The sequence below is a fragment of the Phenylobacterium sp. genome, assembly GCF_035276905.1.
Classification (GTDB): Bacteria; Pseudomonadota; Alphaproteobacteria; order Caulobacterales; family Caulobacteraceae; genus Phenylobacterium.
Genome location: NZ_DATELG010000032.1, coordinates 1 through 2,698 on the forward strand (window position 1 = coordinate 1; position 2,698 = coordinate 2,698).

Annotated in this window: 4 protein-coding genes and 1 tRNA gene; 4 read left to right on the top strand and 1 reads right to left on the bottom strand. The window is 70.9% G+C overall.

Going from position 1 to position 2,698, the window contains the following annotated elements; all coding sequences use genetic code 11:
- The 4 genes from VJS38_RS01170 to VJS38_RS01185 all read left to right on the top strand — a co-directional run.
- Positions 1-332 (top strand): uroporphyrinogen-III synthase (locus tag VJS38_RS01170; protein ID WP_324086324.1); only part of this gene is annotated, 332 nt, incomplete at its 5' end.
- A gap of 94 nt (positions 333-426) precedes the next feature.
- A complete protein-coding gene (locus VJS38_RS01175) occupies positions 427-819 on the top strand; it encodes a response regulator (RefSeq protein ID WP_324086325.1) in 393 nt (130 codons plus the stop codon).
- A gap of 96 nt (positions 820-915) precedes the next feature.
- Positions 916-2,196 (top strand): mechanosensitive ion channel, encoded by a 1,281-nt coding sequence (locus VJS38_RS01180; RefSeq protein WP_324086326.1) that lies wholly within the window; start codon positions 916-918, stop codon positions 2,194-2,196.
- 119 nt (positions 2,197-2,315) lie between these two features.
- Positions 2,316-2,391: transfer RNA gene (locus VJS38_RS01185), tRNA-Thr, on the top strand.
- 48 nt (positions 2,392-2,439) lie between these two features.
- Here VJS38_RS01185 and VJS38_RS01190 read toward each other — a convergent pair.
- Positions 2,440-2,698, bottom strand: a 259-nt coding sequence (locus VJS38_RS01190) for an efflux RND transporter permease subunit (protein WP_324086327.1), incomplete at its 5' end; no start/stop codon positions are given.

Consider the following 2,698-nt stretch of genomic DNA (forward strand, 5'->3'; position numbering starts at 1 on the left):
GCGCCGCCGAGCTGGCCGGCGACCTGGTGGGCCTGCTGACCGAGCAGGGCGTCGAGGCCCGGCGGCTGGTGCTCTACGAGACCCGGCCGGTCGCCATCCCTGCGGCGGAGCTTGCCGCCCTGCTGCGCGCCGACGCGGTGCTGCTGCACTCGCCCCGCGGCGCCCAGGCGCTCGCCCGGGTGCTGCGCCGCCATCCGGCGCCGGAGATGCGCGCGCTGGGCCTTTCCAAGGCCGTGCTGAAGCCGCTCGCGCGCGTCAAGCTGGCCGCCAGGACAGCGCCGGCCTTCCCGCTGGAAGCAGCCCTGCTGCAGCTGATAGACAGGGACGAATGAGGCGCGACGCCGCTCCACAGGCGGCTCGGGAACTCGACCCTGTGCAGCTTGTTATCGAGAGTTGTGGGTGGGGGCGCCGCCCAGAGGTGAAGCCATGGGTAGCATCCTGGTCGTCGAAGACGACCTCGCCGTCAGCGACGTGATCTGCGACACGCTCCGGGACTGCGGCCTGGACGTGCAGTGCGTCCGGACGCAGGAGCAGGCCTACGCACGGATCACCAGCTTCCCCGCGCTGGACGGGCTGGTGCTCGACGTGAACCTCGGCCGCGGCGCCACCGGCTTCGACATCGCCCGCTTCGCCCGTCAGGTCTTCCCCGACATCGCCGTCGTCTACGTCAGCGGGAACTCGCCGCCGACCGCGTTCAAGGCCTTCGGCGTGCCGGACAGCGAGTTCGTCGAGAAGCCCTTCACCCCCGACGAGCTGCTCGACGCGGTGACCAGCCGGCTCGTCGTCGACGACCACGGCGTGGCGGTGCCGTTCGTCTAGGAGCGCGGGCTGGTCAGCGGTCGCTCCGCGGCCCGGGGCGTGGCGGAAACCGGGGAGGCGTCGCGGCAGTTGTGGGGCCAGCCAGGAGGCCCCGACATGCCTAACAATTATCAGACTATGTTGATGGACTGGGGGCCGCGCATCGTCGGGGCCATCCTGATACTGATCGCCGCCCATTTCCTCGCCAAGGGAGTCCAGTGGGGGCTCGCCAAGCTCATCGACCGGGTGCCGGGCGTGAACCCGCATCAGCCCGCCGACGCGAAGCGGACGACCGGCTACCAGCTTGGCCAGCTCGGCTATTGGCTGGTGCTGCTGCTCGGCGTGATCGCCGCCCTGACCATGCTCGGCCTCAGCAGCGTGGTGACGCCGCTCAACACCCTGCTGACGGGCGTCCTCGCCTTCATTCCAAACGTGGTCGGCGCAGCCTTGATCTTCTTCATCGGTCTCGTCGTGGCCACGCTCGCGCGCCGGGTGGTGGAGACGGCGCTGAACGTGGCGCACGTCGACCGGGCCCTCGAGAAGACGGGCGTTTCGCAGATGACCGGCGCTTCCGGACTGGCCAAGGCCTCGGGCACGCTGGTGTTTGTGCTGATCGTCATTCCGGTCACCATCGCCGCCTTGCAGCAGCTGAACATCCGGGCGATCTCCGACCCGGCGGTGGCGGTGCTTTCGACGGTCCTCGCAGCCGTGCCGCGGGTTCTGGCGGCGGCCATCGTGCTCGGCATCGCCCTCCTCATCGCCCGTTGGGTCTCCGGTCTTCTCGAGCAGCTGCTGCCGTCGCTCGGCGTCGACCGCAGCCTGTCCGCCCTGGGCCTCGGCCAGCCGCGGCCTTTGGCGACGGACGCAACCCTGGAAGGCGCTCCGCCGACAACGGGGACGGCGAGCGGCATGACGCCGTCGAAAATCATCGCCCGCGTGGTCCTGGTCGCCATCATGCTGTTCTCGGCCGTCGAAGCCGCCCGGCTCCTGACGTTCGGGGCCATCGCGGTGATGCTCGCGCAGATCCTCGAGCTCGGCGCCCGCGTGCTGTTCGGCGGCGCCATCATCCTCGCCGGGGTGATGATCGCCAACTTCCTGGCAGGCCTGGCGCGCCGCTCGTCCGGCGGCGAGGAAGGGATCGCCTCGACCATCGTGCGCTGGTCGACCATCGCGCTGGCCAGCGCCATGGGACTGCGCTTCATGGGCCTGGCGGACGAGATCGTCGTCATCGCCTTCGCCCTGATCCTCGGCGCGGCGGCGGTGGCGGCGGCGCTCGCCTTCGGGATCGGCGGCCGTGAAACCGCGCGGCGCCTGCTCGAACAGTGGACGCAGCGCATGGACACCCAGGCCGGCGTCCGACGCCCGCCCGAGCCGCGTCGCGAAAAGCCGTTGATGTAGCCCCCGGGCGTGGGCCGCGAACCGGCGCCGCCGCTGGCGCCTTGGCGAGCGGCCCAAGGTCCGCTAAATAGCGCCCTCCTCCGCCCCGGCCGGCCTTAAGATTCGGCCGGGACGCCAGGGCCGCCATAGCTCAGCCGGTAGAGCGGCGCATTCGTAATGCGTAGGTCGGGTGTTCGAGTCACCCTGGCGGCACCATCTTCTTTGAAGCCTCCTAACTAGGAACGGTCCCCGGATCCCTGACGCTCAGGCCGCCCCTGGCCGCTCCCTCGGCCGGTGGAGCAGGCGGTAGAGCGCCGGCAGGACCAGCAGGGTGAGCACGGTGGAGGAGACGACGCCGCCGATCACCACCGTGGCCAGAGGGCGCTGCACCTCGGCGCCGGCGCCCACGTTGAAGGCCATGGGGACGAAGCCCAGGCTCGCCACCAGCGCGGTCATCAGCACTGGCCGCAGGCGGGTGACGGCGCCTTCGCGGATCGCCGCGTCGATCGGCCGGCCCTCGCCC